Source organism: Corynebacterium epidermidicanis (genome assembly GCF_001021025.1).
GTDB classification, from domain to species: domain Bacteria; phylum Actinomycetota; class Actinomycetes; order Mycobacteriales; family Mycobacteriaceae; genus Corynebacterium; species Corynebacterium epidermidicanis.
In genome coordinates this window covers 1718144-1738831 of sequence record NZ_CP011541.1, presented here as the reverse complement: position 1 = coordinate 1738831, position 20688 = coordinate 1718144, and the positions used below count along the sequence as shown (strand labels likewise).

17 protein-coding genes are annotated in these 20688 nt (G+C 56.9%); 13 read left to right on the top strand and 4 right to left on the bottom strand.

Going from position 1 to position 20688, the window contains the following annotated elements:
• The first annotated feature begins 9 nt into the window (after nt 1-9).
• The 11 genes from CEPID_RS08060 (at nt 10) to ileS (ending at nt 14725) form a co-directional block, all read left to right on the top strand.
• The gene (locus CEPID_RS08060; protein ID WP_047240534.1) at nt 10-1569 is read left to right on the top strand and encodes an FtsW/RodA/SpoVE family cell cycle protein; all 1560 of its coding nucleotides are present in this window, start codon (nt 10-12) and stop codon (nt 1567-1569) included.
• Nucleotides 1569-2654 (top strand): undecaprenyldiphospho-muramoylpentapeptide beta-N-acetylglucosaminyltransferase, encoded by a 1086-nt coding sequence (murG, locus tag CEPID_RS08055; protein ID WP_047240533.1) that lies wholly within the window; start codon nt 1569-1571, stop codon nt 2652-2654. The genes CEPID_RS08060 and murG overlap by 1 nt, the downstream gene beginning before the upstream one ends.
• 141 nt (nt 2655-2795) lie before the next feature.
• Entirely contained in the window at nt 2796-4196 is a 1401-nt protein-coding gene (gene murC / locus CEPID_RS08050) for a UDP-N-acetylmuramate--L-alanine ligase (RefSeq protein ID WP_047241444.1), read from the top strand.
• On the top strand, nt 4196-4861 hold the full coding sequence (locus CEPID_RS08045) for a cell division protein FtsQ/DivIB (RefSeq protein ID WP_047240532.1): 666 nt from the start codon (nt 4196-4198) through the stop codon (nt 4859-4861). The genes murC and CEPID_RS08045 overlap by 1 nt, the downstream gene beginning before the upstream one ends.
• Before the next feature lie 289 nt (nt 4862-5150).
• Nucleotides 5151-6404 carry a cell division protein FtsZ gene (gene ftsZ / locus CEPID_RS08040; RefSeq protein ID WP_047240531.1) on the top strand — a complete coding sequence of 418 codons (1254 nt, stop codon included), beginning with the start codon at nt 5151-5153 and terminating at the stop codon, nt 6402-6404.
• A 48-nt stretch (nt 6405-6452) separates the two neighbouring features.
• The gene (pgeF, locus tag CEPID_RS08035; RefSeq protein WP_407921595.1) at nt 6453-7175 is read left to right on the top strand and encodes a peptidoglycan editing factor PgeF; all 723 of its coding nucleotides are present in this window, start codon (nt 6453-6455) and stop codon (nt 7173-7175) included.
• On the top strand, nt 7157-7876 hold the full coding sequence (locus CEPID_RS08030; RefSeq protein WP_047240529.1) for a YggS family pyridoxal phosphate-dependent enzyme: 720 nt from the start codon (nt 7157-7159) through the stop codon (nt 7874-7876). Before pgeF ends, CEPID_RS08030 begins: the two co-directional genes overlap by 19 nt.
• 66 nt (nt 7877-7942) lie before the next feature.
• Complete coding sequence (locus tag CEPID_RS08025; protein WP_047240528.1) at nt 7943-8365, top strand: cell division protein SepF; 423 nt, start codon at nt 7943-7945, stop codon at nt 8363-8365.
• Nucleotides 8366-9353: 988 nt separating this feature from the next.
• The gene (locus CEPID_RS08020) at nt 9354-9629 is read left to right on the top strand and encodes a YggT family protein (RefSeq protein WP_407921619.1); all 276 of its coding nucleotides are present in this window, start codon (nt 9354-9356) and stop codon (nt 9627-9629) included.
• 267 nt (nt 9630-9896) lie between these two features.
• Nucleotides 9897-10934, top strand: a complete 1038-nt coding sequence (locus tag CEPID_RS08015) for a DivIVA domain-containing protein (protein ID WP_047240527.1) — start codon at nt 9897-9899, stop codon at nt 10932-10934.
• Between the two features lie 635 nt (nt 10935-11569).
• Nucleotides 11570-14725 (top strand): isoleucine--tRNA ligase, encoded by a 3156-nt coding sequence (ileS, locus tag CEPID_RS08010; RefSeq protein ID WP_047241442.1) that lies wholly within the window; start codon nt 11570-11572, stop codon nt 14723-14725.
• A 104-nt stretch (nt 14726-14829) separates the two neighbouring features.
• Here ileS and CEPID_RS08005 read toward each other — a convergent pair whose 3' ends face one another.
• Nucleotides 14830-15426 (bottom strand): hypothetical protein, encoded by a 597-nt coding sequence (locus CEPID_RS08005; protein WP_047240526.1) that lies wholly within the window; start codon nt 15424-15426, stop codon nt 14830-14832.
• A 159-nt stretch (nt 15427-15585) separates the two neighbouring features.
• Nucleotides 15586-16059: a hypothetical protein gene (locus tag CEPID_RS08000; RefSeq protein ID WP_144413488.1), complete on the bottom strand. Its 474-nt coding sequence runs from the start codon at nt 16057-16059 to the stop codon at nt 15586-15588.
• Nucleotides 16060-16291: 232 nt separating this feature from the next.
• On the opposite strand from CEPID_RS08000, the gene CEPID_RS07995 reads away from it, so the two are divergent.
• Nucleotides 16292-17692: a DNA polymerase IV gene (locus CEPID_RS07995; protein WP_047240524.1), complete on the top strand. Its 1401-nt coding sequence runs from the start codon at nt 16292-16294 to the stop codon at nt 17690-17692.
• Here the strand turns inward: CEPID_RS07995 and CEPID_RS07990 are convergent.
• Nucleotides 17689-18624 (bottom strand): asparaginase, encoded by a 936-nt coding sequence (locus CEPID_RS07990; protein WP_047240523.1) that lies wholly within the window; start codon nt 18622-18624, stop codon nt 17689-17691. The two genes, CEPID_RS07995 and CEPID_RS07990, sit on opposite strands and share 4 nt — an antisense overlap.
• Nucleotides 18625-18901: 277 nt before the next feature.
• Here CEPID_RS07990 and CEPID_RS07985 point away from each other — a divergent pair, with 277 nt between their 5' ends.
• Nucleotides 18902-19444, top strand: coding sequence for a hypothetical protein (locus CEPID_RS07985; RefSeq protein ID WP_047240522.1), 543 nt, complete (start codon nt 18902-18904; stop codon nt 19442-19444).
• 165 nt (nt 19445-19609) lie between these two features.
• On the opposite strand, the gene CEPID_RS12505 is transcribed toward CEPID_RS07985, so the two are convergent.
• Nucleotides 19610-20536 carry a hypothetical protein gene (locus CEPID_RS12505; RefSeq protein ID WP_052843451.1) on the bottom strand — a complete coding sequence of 309 codons (927 nt, stop codon included), beginning with the start codon at nt 20534-20536 and terminating at the stop codon, nt 19610-19612.
• Nucleotides 20537-20688: the final 152 nt, after the last annotated feature.

Here is a 20688-nt window from a genome sequence, read left to right as displayed (position 1 = left end):
AGCCAATACATGTCGGAGCCTTCGCGTCCGAACCGCAATGCGCCCGCGAGCGGTGCTGCTCAGGCCACGAGGCCGGCACCGGCGAAGGCTCCAGCTCACCTCTGGCAACGAGCTGTCACGCTGTGGGATGACCTCCATTTGCGGCCATTGATCGACTACTACTTCATCATGATTTTCATCGTGTTCCTTGCAGCGCTCGGTGTAGTCATGGTGTTTAGTTCCTCGATGACGTGGTCAGTTGTTGACACTTCCTCGGTGTGGTCTACGGCAGTTCGTCAGGCCATTATGGTCGGAATTGGACTTTTCCTGATGTGGGTCGCGATGCGCATTAGACCTGTTACTTTGCGAGTCTTTGCCCCGTGGATCCTCGTTGTTGCTATCCTCCTGCTGGTCGCCGTGCTCATTCCAGGCATTGGCACAGGAAAGGAAGAAGTCGGCTCGCAATCCTGGATTAGTTTGGGTGTTTTTTCATTCCAGCCCTCCGAGATCGCAAAGGTGGCGATCGCAATTTGGGGAGCTAACTACCTGGGACAACGCGCTGAAGAACCTGGGATGGGCAAGTTCTATGTGTTCGGTGGTGTTTCCGGGCTTATGGTGCTGCTGATCGCGTTGCAAGGCGATGCGGGCATGGCCGTGACCTTCATGCTGATGGTGGCTGCAGTCGCGTTCTTCGCCGGCATTCACCTGAATTACGTGTTGGGGGCGTTGGCCTTCTGTGGCGCGGGTCTGGTTTGGCTCGCCATGAGCGGTGGCTTCCGTGGGAATCGCTTCACGGTGTATTTTGATGCTCTGTTCGGCCACTTTGAGGACACACGCGGCACCGCCTTCCAGTCCTACCAAGGTTTTCTTTCGCTTGCCGACGGCGCAGTGAGCGGAGTCGGCTTGGGTCAATCCCGCGCGAAGTGGTTCTACCTCCCGGAGGCAAAGAACGACTTTATCTTCGCCATCGTTGGTGAGGAGCTGGGCTTCATCGGTGGCATTTTTGTGATTTGTGCCTTCGGTGGTTTGGCTTTCTATGGTCTGCGCTGCGCGCTGAAGTCCCAAAACACGTTTATGTCCTTGCTGGCGGCGTCGCTTACCACGGGTGTGGTCGTGCAGGCATTCATTAACATCGGCTATGTGGTTGGGCTGTTCCCGGTCACTGGCATCCAGCTTCCGATGATCTCCGCTGGTGGTACGTCTGCGGTGATTACGCTGGCTTCGATGGGGTTGCTCCTAAGCTGTGCGCGCTATGAGCCAGAGGCGATTTCGGCGATGCAGTCATATGGAAAGCCTGCGCTCGACCACTTGTTGGGCTTGCGCGAACCTGATGCCTCCGACATTGACTCCCGTCGTCCGATGCCTCGCCGAGCTCACAAGGCTCCGGAACCGGTGCCAGTGACTCGGCAACGGCCACACACTGCAGCCTCACCGCGGTCTGGTGAGGCGCCGGGACAGCGGGTGCAGCGTCCTCCGGCACAGCGCTCGGTGGCGGACGGTGGGCGCCGACCAGTTCGGGGCACTGAGGCGGACCCACGACTTCGCCGGCAACAGCCCACCCAACCTCGACGACCACGGAAGGATTACTAATGGCAACACCAACCACGCAGCTTCGGGTTCTGGTCGCCGGTGGCGGCACTGCGGGACACATTGAACCTGCGCTTGCGGTGGCGGAAGCTTTGGTCCGAGATCATGGGGCGGAAGTCCTCGCACTGGGCACGCCCAAAGGTTTGGAAACCGACCTTGTTCCAGCCCGGGGATTCGACCTCAAACTGATTGATCCAGTGCCAGTGCCCCGGAAACCGAGCGTAGCTCTGCTGAAACTTCCTTACCGAGTGGTACGTGCGGTGCGGCAAACCCAGGCGATTATTCGGAAACACAACATCGACGTTGTGGCCGGTTTTGGTGGCTATGTTTCCGCACCCGCGTATATTGCGGCAAGACTTACCCGCACGCCCTTTGTGGTGCACGAAGCCAATGCGCGCGCGGGCATGGCCAATAAACTAGGCGTGCGCCTGGGCGGCGTGGGGCTCAACGCGGTTGCTGACTCGGGAATGCCCGGACAAGTGGTGGGGGTGCCTATTCGGGCGTCGCTAAGCCAGCAGCCAACCGCTGCGGACCGTGCCGCGGCCTGCGAGTTGTGGGGGCTGCGGCCAGAGCTGCCGACGCTGCTGGTCACCGGCGGTTCGCAAGGGGCACGCAGCATCAATAATGCTCTCGCAGTCGCGGCTCCAGCGATTGTCGCAGCCGGTTTCCAGATCCTACACGCTTATGGAAAGAAGAACGAGGCGCCGGATGCTGTGCCTGGTTACGTGGCAGTACCGTACATCGAGCGAATGGATTTGGCGTTGGCGGTAGCAGACCTCATTGTGAGTCGAGCTGGTGCGATGACGGTAGCTGAGGTCACTGCGGCCGCTGTGCCCGCCCTTTATGTGCCGCTGCCACATGGCAACGGGGAACAAGCTCTCAATGCCATGCCGATCGTTAACGCTGGTGGCGCGCAGTTGATACCTGATTCGGAATTGGATGGCACCAAGCTTGCGGAAGCTGTCATCGCTTTGCTTGGCGACGCCGACTTGCGCCAACACATGTCCCGTGTGGCATCGGAAACTGGTCTGGGCCATGCAGCTGAGGAAGTGGCTACAATCGTCGCTGGTCTGTCCCGACGGGCGTAGTGATTTTCTGCCCTGCTAACTGGCGCGTTGCTCAATAATCAAGACATCATAAACACAACGAAAAAGATTGAAAAAGAAGGTGTACTCGTGACTGCTTCCTCCGATATCCAAACCTCCGTGGTCGACCTGGCACGAGTCCACATGATCGGCATCGGCGGTGCCGGAATGTCAGGGCTAGCCCGAATTCTCGCTGATCGGGGCCATGTTGTCACGGGGTCGGATGCGAAAGACACACGAATTGTACTGGCTTTGCGGGCAGCTGGTGCCGTGGTTGCTATCGGTCACCGCAAAGAGAATTTGGAGCTTGCGGGGCAATTGCCGACGGTCGTCGTGACTTCTTTCGCTGCTATCCCACAGGACAATCCCGAGCTCGTTGCTGCCCGGGAGCACGGGATCCCAGTGATCCGGCGTAGCGATTTGCTAGCAGAGCTCATGGCGGGGCAGGACCAGGTGCTCTTAGCTGGTACGCACGGAAAGACTTCAACTACCTCCATGACAGTTGTTGCCATGCAAGCTGCGGGCATGGACCCAAGCTTTGCCATTGGGGGACAGCTAAGCAAGGCTGGTACGAATGCGCACAACGGAACTGGGTCTGCTTTTGTTGCAGAAGCTGATGAATCTGATGCCTCCCTGCTGCGCTACGAGCCCACCGTCGCTGTGGTGACCAATATCGAGCCCGATCATTTGGACTTCTTCAAGACTCGTGAAGCCTACTTCCAGGTCTTTGACGACTTTGCCGATCGGATTGGCGATGACGGCACTCTGGTGGTATGCCTTGACGATGACAACGCTGCGGCACTCGGAAAACGCACCGCTGAGCGCGGAATTCGTGTCTTGGGCTATGGCACCCAGGCTGCTGTTGATGCCCATCCTGAACTGACCGCAGGGGTCACCGTTACGTCCTTGCGCGCGCAAGACTTCGGCAGCGAAGTCACGTTCCTAATCGACGGCCGTGAGGTAGCGGTCGATCTGCACATTCCGGGGACGCACATGGTCCTCAATGCCGCGGCGGCGTTGCTGGCCGGGCATTTGCTCGGTGGCGACATCGACCTTCTGGCGAGTGGTTTGACGGATTTCAGTGGCGTGCGTCGTCGCTTTGAACATCGTGGCACGATCTCCGGCGGAAAGTATGCTGGCGCGCGAGTCTTTGATGATTACGCCCACCATCCCACCGAGGTTGCTGCGGTCATCACTGCTGCCCGAGAGAAGGTGACGGCTGAAGGTCGGGGTCGGGTAGTGGTGGCTTTCCAGCCGCACTTGTACTCACGAACGATCGAGTTCGCCCAAGAATTCGCCGAGGCCCTGTCCCTTGCCGATGAAGTCCTCGTACTGGACATTTACGGCGCCCGAGAACAACCAGTTGAGGGCGTAGATGGCCGCATCATCGCAGACAAGGTAACCAAACCGGTGCGCTTTGTTCCGGACTTTTCCCAGGTTGCCTCCGTGGTAGCGCAAGTCGCCCAGCCGGATGATCTAATCCTGACCATGGGCGCCGGTAGCGTGACGATGGCGGCCGACGAAATCCTTGCTGAGCTGTCCTAATGTTTATCGCAGCTCATTGGAAGAAGCTTGTCGCGTTAGTCGTAGCGTTGATCGTGGCTTCGGGGGCGTTGTGCTACTTCGTCCCAGTTTTCAAGATCAACAATGTCGAGGTCAATGGCAGCGTCCATGCTGCACCCTCTGACGTGGAGGCTACCTCCGGTATCGTTCGGGGCGCGAATATTTTGCGACTCAAAGAATCAGACGTGGCAGCCAACGTGGCCGCCCTTCCGTGGGTAGGCAAGGTCAGCGTGCATCGCAGTTTCCCCACCACCGTCACCATCAACATCGACGAACGCCAGGCGGTGCTCTACGCCAAGCGTAACGACGGCGAGCACCTCATTGATGCCGGCGGAAAGCCATTCGTGATTGATGTCCCACCTCCGGGGGTGGTGGAGATTTCCGGAACACGGGAAGACAATACCCGCCTCTATGCAACGGCAATCTCGATTGTGCAGTCGCTTGACCCCGATACTCGTGGGGCACTGGAACGTATCGATGCCAAATCGGAATATGAGTTCACCCTTTTCCTCGCCGGTGGAAAGGAAGTGTATTGGGGTTCCGCGGAACAGGCACACGATAAGGCACTGGCTACCCGGGCGGTAATGAAGCGCGAAGGCGCGCGATGGAATGTGTCTTCTCCGGGGCTAATTACCCTTCGTCCCTAGCGTGAAGGAATGCTTTGCCAGGGGATCACATCTGGCTGGGGTGGGGGTCGTCCGTGCACGTCAAAACCCTAAACCTCAAGTTTAGGGTACCGACACGCCGCAAAAATGTCCCGCAAAATCCAATGACTTTCGCACATGATGGAAGCAGTCTAAAAATGCTCGGTGCTTCAAAGAAAAACGCAATGTTTTTTAAGTATGGTGGCGGGCATGAGGGCGTCGATAAGCGTAGGCGAATTTTTTTAGCTGCAGGCTGGAACACACTTAACATTTGAAAGGCGAGACCACTGAAATGACCTCTCCAAACAATTACTTGGCCGTCATCAAGGTCGTCGGTGTCGGCGGCGGTGGCGTTAATGCCGTTAACCGCATGATTGAAGAGGGCTTGCAGGGGGTCGAGTTCATCGCCATCAATACCGACTCTCAGGCGCTGATGTTCTCGGACGCTGATGTCAAACTGGACATCGGTCGGGAGGCCACCCGCGGTCTCGGTGCGGGCGCTAACCCTGAGGTTGGTCGTGCCTCGGCCGAAGACCACAAGTCGGAGATCGAAGAGACGCTGAAAGGCGCAGACATGGTCTTCGTCACTGCTGGCGAGGGTGGCGGCACAGGTACCGGCGCTGCTCCAGTTGTGGCAAATATCGCAAAGAAGCAGGGTGCTTTGACTGTGGGCGTGGTGACGCGCCCGTTCAAGTTCGAAGGCCAGCGTCGTACGAAGCAGGCGATGGAAGGCATCGAGGCGATGCGTGAGGTGTGTGACACCTTGATCGTTATTCCGAACGACCGCCTCCTGCAGCTCGGCGACACGTCGCTATCGATGATGGACGCCTTCCGCTCTGCCGACGAGGTCCTCTACAACGGTGTCCAGGGCATTACCTCGCTGATCACTACCCCAGGCATGATTAACGTGGACTTCGCGGATGTCCGTTCCGTCATGGCCGACGCTGGTTCCGCTTTGATGGGCATCGGTTCTGCCCGTGGAGAAAACCGTGCCGTCAACGCCGCTCAGCAAGCGATCAACTCGCCACTGCTGGAATCCACCATGGAAGGCGCCAAGGGCGTGCTGTTGTCGTTTGCCGGTGGCTCCGACCTTGGCCTGCTCGAAGTCAACGAGGCAGCTGAGATGGTGCAGCAGCAGGCGGACCCCAACGTTAACCTGATCTTCGGCACAATTATCGACGACAACTTGGGCGATGAAGTTCGCGTCACCGTGGTCGCCGCTGGCTTCGATGGCAACGCCAACAACACTGCCAAGGCTCAGGAAGAAGCACAGCGCGCCGCCGCCCCGACTGAACCGGCAGCAACTCCGGCTCCAGCTGCCGGTGCTGGCTTGTTCGAACGTGCCGAGGTGCCACAGCCTGCTCAAGAGTCGCGGGAGCGTGTCTACGCTGATCGTGAGGATCTGGGACGCCACCGCCGGGAAGCGGATCGTGGCCTTTACACCGATGGGGAACGCTACCGCGAAAACCGTCGCGATGACCGGGATGTGCGCCGTCCCGAGCGTCCATCGACCCACGATGACTTGGACGTCCCACCATTCTTCTAAACGATTGTTCTTGGCAGCAAAAAGTAGGGTAAAAATGGGCGTATGTCCATGACTCAAGAATCCCGCCCCGTCCGCAAGGTGTTTACCACCCGTGCGGGCGGGGTTTCTGCTGCGCCATATTCATCTTTCAACCTAGCGCTCCATGTGGGCGATGACGCAGCGGCCGTGCACGCCAATCGTGCCCGCCTCGCCGAAAGTATCGGCCTGCCACTAGAGCGGCTCGTTTTCATGGAGCAACTCCATTCCAACACGGTCACCTATGTCAAGGACGCCACGATCAATCCCGTCCCCGCCACCGACGCCTTGGTCACGGACCAGCGTGACCTTGCGCTTGTGGTCCTTACTGCGGACTGTGTGCCGATGCTGCTGTCCGATCATGAAGCCGGTGTCGTGGCCGCAGTACATGCTGGGCGGATGGGCGCACGCAATGGCATCGTGGCAAAGACAGTGGAACGAATGGTGCAACTCGGTGCCCGCCCTAACCACATTCACGCGTTGATGGGGGCTGCTGCCTCGGGGAAGAACTACGAGGTCCCCGTGAACATGGCACAAGACGTCGAAGATAAGCTGCCTGGCTCACGTACCACGACCACCAAGGGAACCTGCGGCCTAGACATTCGTGCGGGGATCATACGACAACTGCTCAGCCTTGGGGTCGAAGCGATCGATGCCGACCCACGCTGCACAATCACCGACGAGGAATTCTTCTCCTACCGTCGTGAAGGCACCACCGGCCGTCAAGCAGGAGTGGTATGGCTGCCGAAACTCTAGCTCGCAAACAAGAACTTGCCGAGAATGTGCGTGCCGTGCGGAATCGAATTGCAGCTGCCACGGCCGCCGCTCATCGACCGGCCGACAGTGTCCAGCTCCTGCCTGTGACCAAGTTTCATCCTGCAAGTGATATTGCGTTGCTGGCAGAACTTGGGATCCGAGATGTGGCCGAAAACCGCGAGCAGGAAGCCCGCGCGAAAGCAGAGCAACTGCCTCAAGTCCGTTTTCACATGATCGGGCAGGTACAAACAAAGAAGGCGAACTCGGTGGCCCGCTGGGCCCACAGCGTGCATTCTGTAGACAGCATCAAGCTTGTCGACGCCCTGTCCCGCGGCATGGAGCTGGCCTTGGAGCGAGGGGACCGCGAGGATCCGTCGCTGGAATGTTTTGTTCAACTGAGCCTGGATGGCGACACCTCCCGGGGTGGGTGCACGTCACACGACGCTGACGCTGTTATCTACGCAATTGAGCAAGCGCCTCATCTGGCCTTTGCTGGTGTGATGTGCGTGCCCCCGTTAGCTAGTGATCCTGACCTCGCTTTTGCTGCGGCAGCTGACTATGTGCGTCGGTGGCAGAATCAGCTGGGCCGGCGCCTTAACTTTTCGGCAGGAATGAGCGGTGACATGGATCAAGCAATTGCGAACGGATCAACTTTGGTGCGTGTCGGAACGGCAATCATGGGGCCGAGACCAGTAGGTTAAAAACCACGAAAGCTGCCTCAGCTTAACCACCTAAAGACATTCACCGACACACACTAGGGGAAACACATGTCAAGTGTTCGCAAGGTTAAGGAATTCTTCGGTCTCGCACCTTACGAAGCCGAAATGGACGATGCTTACTACGCAGATGATGCTCGCTACAGCGCAGAACCGGCGTACGCTTCGGTGCCTGCATCTCACGGCTACCGCACAGAGCCACGCCCGTACAAAGTGACTGTCGTGCCCGTTCGTCTGACTGACTACAAGGATTCCCGTCGTCTTGCAGAGCCATTCCGCGATGGTGACGCCGTGGTGTTTGACATGTCTGACCTGCACACCGAAGATGCCCGCCGAGTTATCGACTTCGCCGCAGGGCTTTGCTTCGCGCTTCGTGGTGATATGAAGAAGATCGATGCGCGCGTTTTCGCCGTCATCCCAGAAAACGCAGACGTCGACGTCTACGACCTCAAGACCGCAGCTCGTATCCGTTAATCCTGTTCATTGGCTTTAGTGTCATGAGGCAGTGCGTCGACACTCACCAGTGTTTGCTCCCAGTAGTCTTAAGCGACTGCTGGGAGTTTTGGTTTATCTGGTGCCAGTCCTATTGAGGTCGCCGATTGTCTTTGAGATGGTACGGGACTGCGGACTAAGTGACGGAATGAGTGTCTAGTTTGCGTGTTGCCGGCTGGTGTGTTGCCTGCGGCTGTGCGGTGTGGGTTTGCTGCACAGGTGCTTGGTCGTACTTCCGTGGTAGTACTCCTACCTAGATCAGCGATTTTTGGCGAAAAACCCCATCGGGGTAGTACTCCTACTTCGGAGGTACTGACTAGCACTTGTGCAGCTCCAAGAAGAACCAACAAAAACAGGAAGAACAATCCGAGACCTGGGATTCCTAAAGAAACCCGCGCCCGGTCGGAAAAGCGCGGCAACAACCGAGCTGGTGGGTCAGTATCCTGGTCAACCTGTTTCCTGCGGTTGGGCCAAAACGTCGAGAATAGCAATTGCGTCGCGCACCTGGCGTTACCTTCTGCCGGTTTCTCCTGGATCGTCAGGCTGTTTGCGTTTTCGATGCCAGCCACAGGTTTGGCGGGTGCTGGCTGCTTTTGCTTCTAGCGCCGCGAGTCTCATTGCTGCACCGCACTCTTTTCTGCTCTTGCCCAGCACACGCTGGGCAGGAGGGGCGGTTTTCTGCCCCTATTCACCCCGCCACGAGCAACTACCGGAGCCTGAGTGCAAAACGCGGTGGGTAAACGTGTCAGGGTCGGTTAAGGCACTAGCGGAGCACCACAACCCCGATTCGGTGTGTTTGAGATGGGGGAATCACGATACCGGTACGCACTCTTCTTTACTTAACCTCGAAATCGCGAAAGCTGAGTAACCCCATAGGCATACCACGGCTCGGCTGGACTCTCCGCGTGTGTCCGGCGAAGCAAACTAGTATTCGCGAATGATAAGCTCGGTGGCTGTGTCAACAGTAGCAATGAGTGTGTATTGGGTCTTAGAGCTTTACCTGTATTTGGTCATCGCACGAATCATCATCGAAATGATCCAGTCCTTTTCGCGTCAATTTCGACCTCCGAAGTGGTTTGCCTTGATCGCTGAGCCGATCTTTGTGGTCACTGACCCTCCGGTCAAAGCTTTGCGACGCCTTATTCCGCCACTCCAGATGGGTGGGGTTGCTCTAGATGTGTCGATCCTGGTGTTGTTTGTCGCTATTTCGGTGCTGCAATTCGTAGCTCGAGCCTTTATTTATTGATCTATTTCCGTTAATGTCCGCCTGCGCTGATGCGGGTGGGGGTAATGTTAGCCCGGCATAAACATGTGATTTTTGTTGTCTGGTTGTGTTTAGTGACACGGCAAGCCAGAATTATTTGCAGGGTTGTTTCCGCCTAGGTCGCTACATTCGGTATCCTAGTTAGGAAATAATCAAAAAATCTTTTGTAAAGACCGCCTCAGGAACCTTTCCTGTGGCACGGCTCCTTGAAATTTTGGGGGCTGCATATTATCGCGAAGGGAACCGTCAATGCCGCTGACTCCAGCTGACGTGCACAATGTCGCTTTTAGCAAGCCTCCAATCGGCAAGCGTGGATACAATGAGGACGAGGTTGATCAGTTCCTCGACCTCGTTGAGGACACTTTGGCGCAGCTTCAGGAAGAAAACGAAGATCTCCGTGCCCAGGTAGCTAAGGCGGAAAAGGGCGGCGCTGTGGCTCCTGCTGCAGTATCTAACAACGCTCCTGCTGTAGACGAGGCCGCGATCCGTAAGCAGGCCGCTGCGGAAGTCGAGGCGAAGGTGCGCGCCGAATTCGAGAAGAAGTTGGCGGATGCCCAGGCTGCTACCAAGAAGGCTCAGGACGAGACCGTCGCTGCGCGCAACGAGGCGAATTCCGCCAAGCAGGCCGCGAAGAAGGCGGAGCAGGAAGCTAAGGCTGCTAAGGAGCAGGCCGCGAAGGCTGGCTCCGCGGAGCCTAAGGCTGCTGTTGCTCCCGCTGCCACGAACCAGGCAGCAGATGGCTTGGCGACGGCCGACACCCACATGCAGGCTGCTCGTGTCCTGGGTCTTGCACAGGAAATGTCGGACCGTCTGACCAACGATGCGCGCGCCGAGTCCAAGTCCATGTTGGACGAAGCTCGTGCTGCCGCCGAAAAGACGATCAACGACGCAAACTCTGCTTCGGCTGCGACGCTGTCCGAGGCTCGTGCCAAGGCTGACAAGTTGACCGCTGAGGCCGACGAGAAGGCAAAGGCAATGATCGCCGATGCTACCCAGCGCTCAGAGGCAATGCTCTCTGAAGCGACCACGAAGTCTGAGACTCAGATCAAGCAGGCCGAAGACAAGGCAAATGCTTTGCAGCAAGACGCAGAGCGCAAGCACACCGAGATCATGGCAACTGTGAAGCAGCAGCAGTCCGTACTTGAAGGCCGGATTTCCGAGCTGCGCACTTTCGAGCGTGAGTACCGTACCCGCTTGAAGACCTTGCTGGAAACCCAGCTGGAAGAGCTCGTTTCCCGTGGCCCAGCAGCACCTGCTGGCAACCCACAGTCCGGAAACAACTCCTAACAGTGTTTTCGTAGCAAGATAGCTGTAGTAGTTCCCCTCGCATACCCTAGAAACTCGCGGTGTGCGGGGGATTACTTCTTTCTAAATCTCTTACCCACTTGTTCAGTAAGAGGCACACGACATAATTGTGAAAAGGGTTGACTGATAGCCATGATGATCGCAGCTCTTGTTGCCGCTCTCGGTGCTTTTGCATGCTTTGTGTTAGGCGTTGCCACAGGCACCGGACAGTGGTATATAGGCACAATTGTTTGCGCGGGGATCGGTCTGGTGGTCTGGTTGTGGGATTGGTGGCGCAAGCACCGAAATTCCAAGTAAGTATGCTTGCTGCCGACTCTTGACAGGGTCGGCTATACTGACACACATAACTGGAGACAGTTAGGCTATGATCCGGCCATCACCGGGGAGTCTTTCCGGAAGAACAGTGCGGGCGCTAACGGGTCGCACTCATTAGAACCGGACGGGTAGGACCGTGATAGACCTTCAACACCAATAAAGTGGCGCATCGGCTCGTCGATAAGGCAGCTGTGCGCAAGCAGGGTGGTACCGCGTTGAGCTTTCGGCGTCCCGGCGGTTTCGAAGAAATTCAACTGTTTAGTTGTGACAATGCCAAAGTAGAACGGAAAACCGGTGAGATCATGAGCGAGAATTCGCAACGAGTTTACCCTCGCACCGACCTTAGTGGCGGTAGTAATCAATTCCCCAATATGGAACGTAACGTGCTTGATTTTTGGGCACAGGATAATACGTTTCAGGCCTCGCTCGACGGGCGCGATGGCAGCCCGGAATACGTTTTTTATGACGGGCCCCCGTTTGCAAACGGCCTGCCACACTATGGCCACCTGCTGACGGGTTACGTCAAGGACATCATCCCTCGCTACCAGACGATGCGTGGCAAGAAGGTTGCTCGCGTTTTCGGCTGGGATTGCCACGGACTTCCGGCAGAACTGGAAGCTGAAAAGCAGCTGGGTATCAAGACCGGCGAAATCGAAGGCATGGGACTGGCCAAATTCAATGAATACTGTGCGACCTCGGTGTTGAAGTACACGGAGGAGTGGAAAGAGTATGTGACTCGCCAAGCCCGGTGGGTAGATTTTGGCAACGGCTACAAGACAATGGACCTGGACTTCATGGAGTCCGTTATGTGGGCGTTTAAGCAGCTCTACGACAAGGGCCTGATCTACCAGGGCTTCCGCGTGCTGCCATACTCCTGGGCGGAGCAGACACCGCTGTCCAACCAGGAGACGCGCCTGGATGACTCGTACAAGATGCGTCAAGATCCGACGCTGACCGTTACCTTCCCAATCACCGGCGTGTTGCCAGGCACCACCGCAAATGAAGCTCTGGTGGGCGCGCGAGCCTTGGCCTGGACCACCACTCCATGGACGCTGCCGTCGAACCTGGCGCTCGCTGTTCACCCAGAGGTGACCTACGCACTGGTTGCCGTCGGCAGCAATGGGTTGGCAGAGTTCCAAGGGCAGAAATTCCTGCTGGCAGAGGCCCTCGTGGGTACTTTGGCAAAGGAACTTGGCGACGACCACGAGATCCTCTCCACTCACCTCGGCACTGAATTGGTAGGCCTGACCTACGAGCCGATCTTCAATTACTTCCGCGACCAGCCAAATGCCTTCCAAATCATCGCCGCCGACTACGTCACCACCGAGGACGGCACGGGTATTGTCCACCAGGCGCCAGCGTTTGGTGAAGACGACATGTTCGCCTGCGCCGAGTACGGCATCGACCCCGTCATCCCCGTGGGCATGGATGGCAAGTTCACCTCCCTCGTACCTGACTACGAAGGTCAGTTGATCTTTGATGCGAACAAGCAGATCATCAAGGATCTGAAGGCAGCCGGGCGCGTCGTGCGCCAGCAAACCATCGAGCACTCCTACCCGCACTCGTGGCGCTCCGGCGAACCGCTGATCTACATGGCATTGCCGTCATGGTTCGTGGCCGTCACCAAGTTCCGCGACCGCATGGTGGAGCTGAACAAGACTGAGATCGAATGGATGCCGGCGCACATCCGTGACGGTCAGTTCGGCAAGTGGCTCGAAGGCGCACGCGACTGGAACATCTCTCGCAACCGCTACTGGGGTTCCCCAATCCCGGTCTGGGTCTCCGACGATGACAACTACCCACGCGTGGACGTTTACGGCTCGTTGGATGAATTGGAGCGCGACTTCGGCGTGCGTCCGACCTCTCTGCACCGCCCATACATCGACGAACTGACCCGACCGAACCCCGACGATCCAACCGGCAAGTCCATGATGCGCCGCGTACCTGAAGTTCTCGACTGCTGGTTCGAATCCGGCTCGATGCCATTCGCGCAGAAGCATTACCCATTCGAGAATAAAGACTGGTTCGACACCCACTCTCCGGCGGACTTCATCGTGGAGTACTCCGGGCAGACCCGCGGTTGGTTCTACACCCTCCACGTGCTGGCAACCGCCCTGTTTGATCGCCCTGCGTTCAAGAAGGTCGTTGCCCACGGCATCGTGCTTGGCGACGACGGGCTGAAGATGTCCAAGTCGAAGGGCAATTACCCGAATGTCAACGAGGTGTTCGACCGCGACGGCTCCGATGCCATGCGTTGGTTCTTGATGTCTTCGCCGATCTTGCGCGGCGGCAACTTGATCGTCACCGAGCAGGGCATCCGCGAGGGCGTTCGCCACGCGCTGCTGCCAATGTGGAACGCGTACAGCTTCCTCCAGCTCTATGCTTCCAAGCCAGCGGAGTTCTCGGTTGCTTCCGAGGACGTGCTGGATCGCTACATCTTGGCTAAGACGCATGATCTCGTGGCGGATGTGCAGTCTAGCCTTGACAACACCGACATCGCCAGCGCCTGCGACCAAGTTCGGACGTTCTGCGACGTGCTGACCAACTGGTACGTACGTCGCTCTCGCGATCGATTCTGGGCGGGCGACGACGCACACCCAGAGGCCTTCAACACGCTATTTACCGTGTTGGAGACGCTGACCCGAGTTGCTGCGCCGTTGCTGCCGATGGCTACGGAAGTGATCTACAAGGGGCTCACGGGAAAACGTTCGGTCCACCTGACCGATTTCCCGAACCCCGCCGATTTCCCAGCAGATGATGACTTGGTGGAAGCCATGGACGGAATCCGCGGGGTGTGCTCGGCGGCTTCTTCGGTGCGCAAGGCCAACAAGCTGCGCAACCGTCTACCTTTGCCATCGTTGACGGTGGCATTGCCCGAATCGGCTCGATTGGCAGATTTCGCTGCAATCATCCGAGACGAAGTCAACGTCAAGTCCGTCGAGCTGTCCGATGATGTTGACGCTGTCGGCAAGTTCGAAGTGGTGGTCAACGCGAAGGTTGCCGGGCCACGCCTTGGCAAGGACGTCCAGCGCGTAATCAAGGCAGTGAAAGCCGGAAACTACACCCGTTCTGGAGACGTCGTTGTCGCTGATGGAATCGAATTGCAGCCGGGCGAGTACACCGAACGATTGGTGGCGGCTAATCCAGAGTCAACGGCTCAGGTCGATGGCTTTGGTGGGCTAGTGTCGCTGGACATGACGGTCACCGAGGAACTCGAGGCGGAGGGTTGGGCAGCCGACGTGGTTCGCGGACTCCAGGACGCCCGCAAGGCTGCAGGACTCGATGTGTCGGATCGGATCGTCGTGAAGCTGGGCGTTGGCGCTGACAAGGTCGAGTGGGCGCAGCGTCATGCTGACTTCATCGCTGGTGAGGTACTGGCGACGTCGTTCAGCGTGGCAGAGTCCACGGATGGCGTGGAAGTGATCAAGGGTGTGCATGCTGAGATCGCTCGTGCCTAATGCTTAGCGACGGAGTGCCGTCCTAACCAGGAGTCGCCCCGGCCCCCACCATCATTGGGAGGGGAGTCGGGGCGATTTTCCATATGCACCGGCGACTGGGAACGCTAAGTTAGTCCGGTTGGTCTCGGCTGTTGTCGCATAGACCATCGCACGAGATAAACGGCGAGAGCTCCCTGTACCAGGCCACCAAAGAGATTGATTGGCCAATCGAGATACGTTGTTTGTGGGCTAAATTGCCAAACAAGCACCAGAAGCAACCAGCTGGCGGAAAACGCCATGAAACCTAGCGCGAGTATCCTAGGGACAATTGGGGAATGCCAAATACACCAGGCTAGTGGAATGAGCGCAACGGCCATGCACGATTCGGCAGTGTAGAGCCCCTGCCAATATGCGTGCACGTCAGCATCCACAAGCAATAGTTTCGGAATCTTTGCTAGATGCCAGAGGATTCCTATCGTGTTGAGGAGAAAGTGCGTACGGGCAGCCACTGGAGTTTGTAGTTTGAACAAATTGAGATAGCCCAATGACATCGTGAAGAACGCAAACATGGCGCCCAAGTTGAACAAAACCGACTGGATTGCCTCGGGTGGGAAAACCAAGACTGCGCATTCCAACGCCAAGTAAACAAAAATTGCCAAAGCCGTAGAAATGGCGTGCCCTGGAACATCCCGCGCGGGATCTTCAGTTAACGAATAGGGCATATGTTTGTGGGCTTTCTTCATTCAGGCGGCGCGACATAGCTGGGAGCTATGGGGTTGATCTAGACACTTCAGTCGATTGTAAACTGTTGTGCTTAACCCGGCTTACCCGAGTGTGCTGCGCGAGTTGCGAAAAGTTGCTGTCGGCGATCGCACATTCCGTCAAAGCCTACGACGATGGAAAACAGTGCGGAAACAGCAGGCAACGATGGCACATTTTGTGGCTAAGCTCAATGCCATATTGACCGGTAGCGGGAAAGTGTATTCGGGGAAGAAGATATTTAACGTCCAGGTCACCGCATAAATGGCTTGCATGATTGCAATGAATCGCGGAAAGACGGGGCTACGCGCAAGTCCACACACCAAAGGAAACAGCGCCAGGACGAAAAGGTACTCGGCGAAGTTGTAAATGGTCTGATAGCGGCTTTCATCGGGTCGGATCTGTAATAGATAGGAGGTGCTAAACAGGTGGAGGATGACGCCAAGAAAATTACATATGATAAAGACGCTGCTTGCCAGCGGAGAATCTACTTTGATTACCTGATACATCAACCAGGAGTAGAAAGCATATGCCAGGCCGCTGGCGACCAAAAACACCGAGCCGATGACCGTGGAGGCATCGAAGAACAAACTCACGCATTCCAAGCAAATGTAAATCGAAAGACCGATAGCACAATTCATCACCGCGGTAAGACGTTCCGGGGTGAATAAATTAGCCTTGATCGTGGGGGCATGGTGTCTTTCTCGAGTTCGTCAGGTGCATACCCGACAACAAATCGTACGAGTGTGATTTCGTTCAACGGATGATTTGTGTACTGATTATGTACCAAATGTCGTTCGGGGGAACTCTTGTCCTAGGCTGATCATTATGCAACGTTGGGTACTTCATATTGATATGGACGCGTTCTTCGCATCCGTGGAACAGTTAACCCGACCAACGTTGAGAGGGCGACCAGTGTTGGTCGGAGGTCTGGCGGGACGAGGCGTGGTAGCCGGCGCATCTTACGAAGCACGTAAATTCGGGGCGCGCAGTGCTATGCCCATGTTTCAAGCTCGAGCTTTGATTGGGCCAAGGGCGACAACCGTTCGTCCTCGTTTTCCGGTGTACAGCGCCGCTTCCAAGCGCGTATTTGAAATTGTGCGAGCTCAGGCTGGTTTGGTCGAACAGCTGTCGATCGATGAGGCTTTCCTTGAACCATCCGTGTTGCAAGGGGCGGATCCCGAAAAGGTGGGGCAGTGGTGCCAACAGCTTCGGGAAAGCATAAGACGGGAGACTGGCCTCCCAGCCTCGCTCGGCGCGGGGCCGGGTAAGCAAGCCGCAAAAATCGGTTCGGGCCTTGCTAAGCCGGACGGAGTATTTGTCATTCCCGTCACCGATCAAGTGCGACTCCTTCATCCGCTGCCGGTCCGGCAGTTGTGGGGGATTGGCCCAATTTCCGAACAAAAGTTGAAGCGATTGGGTATCGATACCATCGGAGACTTTGCAGCGCTGGAGCAAAAGGAGGTCGAAGCAGCCCTCGGGAAAACTGTAGGTCCAGCGCTGTGGCAGATCGCCCAAGGTAACGACGATCGATCCGTGGCACCCCGAGCCGAAGCTAAACAAGTATCAGCTGAACATACCTATCCCAAGGATCTAACCACCAAAGCGGAGGTCGACGAGGCTGTGAGCCGCAGCATGACCGACGCTTATCGACGCCTGAAGAAAGACGGCCGCGCAGCAAGAACGATCAGCGTCAAATTGAAACTCGCGGACTTTACTACCGAGACTCGCTCGCTGACACTGTCTTACGCAAGTGATGATCTAGAAACTTTGACCGCGGCCACCCGGCGCTTAACACGCTATCCAGAGCAGATCGGGCCAATTCGATTGGTTGGGGTGTCTTTGAGCGGGCTGGAACTTGAACGGCAAGATGTAATGTTTCCTGAGCTTGACCAGCAAGTAACCGTGACCGAAGATGTCGCTGGTGACTTTGAAACCGGAGTTCGCTCCTCGAGCCATTCAGAAGTAATTAGCTTGGTGAATTCGCCTCAACTTGAAGAATCGCGTTCGGGAACGTGGTACAGCACCCAAGATGTTTTCCACCCGGAGTACGGGCACGGTTGGGTGCAAGGGTGTGGGCACGGCGTAGTAACGGTGAGATTTGAAACGCGTTCCACGGCTCACGGTAGAACCAAGAGTTTTGCGGACGACGATCCACTCCTCACCGAGGCTGACCCACTGGCCAGTCTCGATTGGGATGACTGGCTGTCGGAAAACTATGAACGCTAGAACAGTGTTGCCGGGTGCCTGCCGGTTGCTATTGCGATTGCCAAGAGAATGCGAGCTTGCCCAGCACGGAAATAGGTAGATCCCAGCGCACCAAGGGCAGCCAGGGTAGCTCCGCCCCCAGCACCGCCATAGCTGCCATGTACGTCACCGCGCGGGGTCCGCGTGCTGATGACGACCGGAATACCTTGCTCCAAGGCGTGGCTGAGTCCTTGAGCCAGATCGCGCCCGACGTTGCCCGCACCCATAGCTTCCACGACAATTCCTTGGCTCCCGGCTTCGAGCAATGCATCGACAGTGGTGCGCGGCGCGCCGGGATAAGCGTAGATGACGTCGATGCGGACGTCGGCAAGCAATGCGGGGGCGACAGGGTCAGGCCTCGTGGGTTCTTCCGGGCCGTTTGTGGCAAATGCGAGTTCGTCGGTGGTATGCCATTTCATCGCGCCCCGTGCCGGGAGTACGGCGTGGCCAAATACGATCAGTGCGCCAATGCCGCGCGCTGAGGCATCAGCAGCAACGAGGATTGCTTCAAAGAGATTGGCGGGGCCGTCCGCAGACGGGTGGTCGGCAGGTTTTTGAGCTCCGGTGAATACGACAGGCCGCGGATCTGTGTGGAACGTATCAACGGCAATCGCAGTTTCTTCCATCGAGTCGGTGCCGTGGGTAACCACGACTCCGGTGGTCTCGGCATCATCGAGGGCTTCGTGGACTGCAGAGACGATTTCGTCGATGTCTCCTAAAGTCATGGAGGCGGAATCGAGCCGTGTTAGCTCTCGCACTTCAATGACAACACTGCCGTTTGGGAAACGGCTTCGGATAGGGGCAATCAGATCTTCACCAGAAACGGTTGGCAGGAGTACGCCGTTGTGGTCTGTAGTGCACGCGATTGTGCCACCTGTGGTGATAACGATGATTTTCTTCACTGCTTCAGTCATAGTTGTTAAGGTTGCCACATAGGAAGAAATTGTGGGGGCAGCAGGCAACAAAAGCTCTTGCTGTGTCGATTGCACTTTGTAGCGCAAAAAGGATCAATATTCACCATTGCAGCGGTGAATCGGGGAGAGTCAAAACTATTCACTTCTGTAACTCGTGTTAAGATCGGCCTCACGTCAGCGGTAACCTACGCACAACTTGAAACATCTCAAGTTTTCGGAAAAATACACCGAGATATTCTGCGCTGGTGCCGACACCTGAACTCCCAAGGAGATTTCGTTGAAGTTTTCCAAGCCTGCAGCAGCCGCCTGTATTTTTGCAGCTGCATTGTCTTTGACCGCCTGTGGCGACAAGGGCTCTTCAGACACCACGACTAGCTCTGCTGCCAAGCCTGCAGCATCCAGCGCTGCCAAGGCTGATGCTGCTACTCCCACGGCTGCAGACCTCAACAAAATTCTCGCCGTAGCTACCGATCCTGCTGCGACGGTGGATCAAAAGATCAAGACGGTCCAAGGCGCAGAAACCGCGCCGGAACTGTTTGAAACCATGACTAAATCCAAGATCGATTCGGGCGCCGAATTCCAGGTTGTAGACCCAGTTCTACCTGGCTACACCCCGAATTCTGTCCTGGCCACTGTGAATTTCACCTTGCCAGAGCGCCCTTCCCAGGTTGCAGACAGCGTGGAGTTCGTCAATGAGGGTGGTAACTGGAAGCTTTCCAAGGGATGGGCCTGCACCCTCATCACCAATACGGTTTCTCCAGAAAAGGTCCCTGCCATGTGCCAATCTGAAGCACCTGCGGGCGAAGTTAAGTCGCAGTAGCGCACCCAACACGGACAAAGTGGTCGCTTTCCTAAATTCGCAGGGAAAGCGACCACTTTTTTCGGTCGAGTATCAGGCATGGCTCGCCACTTGTGTAGCCAACTCGGAGCCTGTGTGCCTTCACGGCATGGCAACACGCAGGTGGTCCGAATGTCTGGCCAGCCGCTACTTTCCGAAGTCCACCCCAGAAGTGAAGTCTTGATACACCGTGGTATCAGAGCCATCAGAGGCATAGCGTACGCGCGTACTTACCGCGAAGTGCCCGGAAGTTGGCAAAGGTTGGCCTAGGTTGATTCTCAGTGTTCCGGTGGAAAGTGACTGGGTAGAGTGCACTTTTAACTCGCTTCCAGCTGCTGTGTTCAACGGAAGTGAAGTCACTGCAGGGCGCTGGATGATGTCAGCCTGAAGTTCCACATTGTCGCCGTCGATGTGCTGCAGGGTGTAGGTCGTTGACCGAAGCAAGGTGGAATCACCCGCCACCCGGTTGTCCACGCTCCATCGGGCACCGATGCCGATTGGCTCAGTGGGGAAAATGATTGGTTGCGCGACCAGCTTCATCGCGTGCACTTCCGCGAGTTTACGGGCAGAATCTGAGGCCTGCGTCGGGGCGGCAACAGTTACGCTTGATGCGCGGCCGGTGGAATCTGCTGTCCATCCCAATCGAAATCCATCGATGCCTCGAGCGTCCTCCGCGCGATCTGGCTGGGAGTAAGTCGGTTGGGTGAGTACCACTGCAATGTCGCGTTGCCCGGTGGTTGTTGCATGAGCGTGTGCTCGCAGAACTTGAGGTTGCTGAGGTACCTCCGGCGTTTCCGAGACTTCTGCCAGCGTCCCGGTTCCTTGGGTGAAAGCATCGCTGAATGCGAGATCGATGTCTTGGGAAGAACCAGAGTCGTGGAATGCCATTACCTGTTGTGGTGCCGTCCCGGCGTCGATAAGCTGCACCCGCGGCGGGTCAACCGGAAGGGAAACGGCGGGCGCGTGGCTGGGCTGCTCAGAATCGGTTTCTTTGCTACAAGAGACCAACATAGGGCTGACGAGCAATAACAGCGAACAAACTGGAACGAGAATACGTCGAGCAGAAGACTTCATAGTGTCTTAGCGTAACCGAACGCCCTCCTGCGAAGACACACCGACGGGGGACAAATCGCCTGCAAAAGTCCACGGGCAAGGCACAATAGTTGCCGTGAACGAAACGGAAACCCACCAGGTCCCTTCGCCGATTCCATCTCGAAACTGGATGC

Excerpts from the sequence above, each read along its gene's own strand:
- CEPID_RS07990 (WP_047240523.1), bottom strand. The coding sequence starts at position 18,624 with ATGACTGAAGCAGTGAAGAAAATCATCGTTATCACCACAGGTGGCACA.
- murG (WP_047240533.1), top strand. The coding sequence starts at position 1,569 with ATGGCAACACCAACCACGCAGCTTCGGGTTCTGGTCGCCGGTGGCGGC.
- CEPID_RS08020 (WP_407921619.1), top strand. The coding sequence starts at position 9,354 with ATGAGTGTGTATTGGGTCTTAGAGCTTTACCTGTATTTGGTCATCGCA.
- CEPID_RS08060 (WP_047240534.1), top strand. The coding sequence starts at position 10 with ATGTCGGAGCCTTCGCGTCCGAACCGCAATGCGCCCGCGAGCGGTGCT.
- ileS (WP_047241442.1), top strand. The coding sequence starts at position 11,570 with ATGAGCGAGAATTCGCAACGAGTTTACCCTCGCACCGACCTTAGTGGC.
- CEPID_RS08025 (WP_047240528.1), top strand. The coding sequence starts at position 7,943 with ATGTCAAGTGTTCGCAAGGTTAAGGAATTCTTCGGTCTCGCACCTTAC.
- pgeF (WP_407921595.1), top strand. The coding sequence starts at position 6,453 with ATGACTCAAGAATCCCGCCCCGTCCGCAAGGTGTTTACCACCCGTGCG.
- CEPID_RS08045 (WP_047240532.1), top strand. The coding sequence starts at position 4,196 with ATGTTTATCGCAGCTCATTGGAAGAAGCTTGTCGCGTTAGTCGTAGCG.
- CEPID_RS08015 (WP_047240527.1), top strand. The coding sequence starts at position 9,897 with ATGCCGCTGACTCCAGCTGACGTGCACAATGTCGCTTTTAGCAAGCCT.
- CEPID_RS08005 (WP_047240526.1), bottom strand. The coding sequence starts at position 15,426 with ATGCCCTATTCGTTAACTGAAGATCCCGCGCGGGATGTTCCAGGGCAC.
- CEPID_RS12505 (WP_052843451.1), bottom strand. The coding sequence starts at position 20,536 with ATGAAGTCTTCTGCTCGACGTATTCTCGTTCCAGTTTGTTCGCTGTTA.
- CEPID_RS07995 (WP_047240524.1), top strand. The coding sequence starts at position 16,292 with ATGCAACGTTGGGTACTTCATATTGATATGGACGCGTTCTTCGCATCC.
- ftsZ (WP_047240531.1), top strand. The coding sequence starts at position 5,151 with ATGACCTCTCCAAACAATTACTTGGCCGTCATCAAGGTCGTCGGTGTC.
- CEPID_RS08030 (WP_047240529.1), top strand. The coding sequence starts at position 7,157 with ATGGCTGCCGAAACTCTAGCTCGCAAACAAGAACTTGCCGAGAATGTG.
- murC (WP_047241444.1), top strand. The coding sequence starts at position 2,796 with ATGATCGGCATCGGCGGTGCCGGAATGTCAGGGCTAGCCCGAATTCTC.